Raw genomic sequence first — 1,780 nt, forward strand, 5'->3', positions numbered from 1 at the left:
AGAACCAGCCAATGTTTAGCAGCAATGAATCACTGTAAAGATAGTTGCCGATGCCATGACCGCCATCGGCACCAGTCAAAAGGGCGCTAATAGGAGTCGTCAGAGTGACGTGACTTCAGGTGTATTCCTACATGAAAGAAGACCTGTACTTGCAGAGATCTAGCAGGTAGTTGCAGTACGATTAAAGACCTCGGTTGTGCTGCGTGCAGATTACAGGGTGAAGAGCTCAGGTTTCCAACGTGGAGTTGCCTTATCAGGCTACATGGGTACACTCATTACAGAAGCGTGGTTTACACCAGTGAAAATGTCACCACGTTGCTGGCAGGATTCGAACCTGCGCGGGGAGACCCCAATGGATTTCTAGTCCATCGGCTGATAAAACTCTTACACTTATTTTCGCTTTTATACTTATATCCACTTTGTACTTCATTTAACTTAGCTGTATTACAGTGTATTATATTTTGATTTGCTAAGTACTTCTATTGCTGTGTGCACTGACGTGATAGTGAGCAGCTGTAACGAAAGAGTTTCCCCTCGGGGGTCAATAAAGTATTTCTGATTCTGATAAACTGGAAAGGCAGCATAATTATACACGCAAAGGTTTTTTTTTCCAAATCCAATTCCAATAAATGACTTCAGCGATGAATTACTAGAAAGATAGTTGTCAATCCCATGACCGCCACCAGTCAAAATGGAGCTCATCATGACGCATATTAGGATCGTGTGTCAAGCTGTATTCTGACGTGAAAGAGGAACAGCACATATACATCGCCGCAGAAGGAAACATCTGCGATGGCCAGGAATCGAACCCGGGTCAACTGCTTGGAAGGCAGCTATGCTCACCACTATACCACCATCGCTGTAAAAGACATGCAAATTCCACCTGTTGAATCTTTTTTGATAAGTCAATGACGGTACAAGGGCTGTCATGTTGGTGTATGTCTCAGGGCTGGGGATTGAAGGAGCTTGATTACATGTGACATGTCACTACAGTTTGGTGGCTTAAAAGCAGAGCCTCATACATGCAATATCCAAATAACAAACCGTGGGTAACAAAGGACATCAAAGACATCCGGAATGCCAAGAGGAAGATCAGGGAGGCCAAGGAAAAGTTCCTCTTCACCATCTACACCACAGACTTCAGCTACCACACACAGTCCTGCCACCTTCAGAAGTTTTCCGATGACTCTGCTTTGGTGTGTCCTGCACACCAATGGTCAACATTAAAACATAATGGAGATGCTGTGGCTTCATAGCAGGGCCTCATACATGCAATATTGCTGTATTACTAACTGTACATGAAAGCGGACCTACGAGCTGACTTGTTTAGTTACCCATCTGTTATAGGGAAAGAGAGGTGGTTAGCTGGCGGTCAGTGTGTTGTAGAAGAGCCAAGCTGGGAAGAATTGTGGTTCTGCTGTGGAAGCATCTTTTGCTGTGCAGTGTCCGCCTGTAGAGGTCGGAGGAAGCTGGTCGCTCCGCCTGTGGTTGTCCTTACAGAGTTAACAGCTCGGCCTTAACTTGCTTCGTGCTGCTGTTAGCATGTGAGGCTACAGTAATGCAAAGTCCAAAACCTGAAGATATTCACTTTACAATGATATCAAACAAAGAGAAGCGGCAAGTCCTCACAGCCGAGCAGCTAGAACCAGCCAATGTTTAGCAGCAATGAATCACTGTAAAGATAGTTGCCGATGCCATGACCGCCATCGGCACCAGTCAAAAGGGCGCTAATAGGAGTCGTCAGAGTGACGTGACTTCAGGTGTATTCCTACATGAAAGA

Annotated in this window: 2 tRNA genes; both read right to left on the reverse strand. The window is 45.4% G+C overall.

Annotated features, from left to right (window positions below):
* Positions 1-316: 316 nt before the first annotated feature.
* Positions 317-426: transfer RNA gene (locus tag ACRC28_RS00405), tRNA-Ser, on the reverse strand.
* Between the two features lie 362 nt (positions 427-788).
* Positions 789-860 (reverse strand) — tRNA-Gly (locus ACRC28_RS00410).
* Between the last annotated feature and the right edge of the window lie 920 nt (positions 861-1,780).

It is taken from the genome of Clostridium sp., from assembly GCF_051650885.1.
In the GTDB taxonomy this organism is placed as follows: domain Bacteria; phylum Bacillota; class Clostridia; order Clostridiales; family Clostridiaceae; genus Clostridium.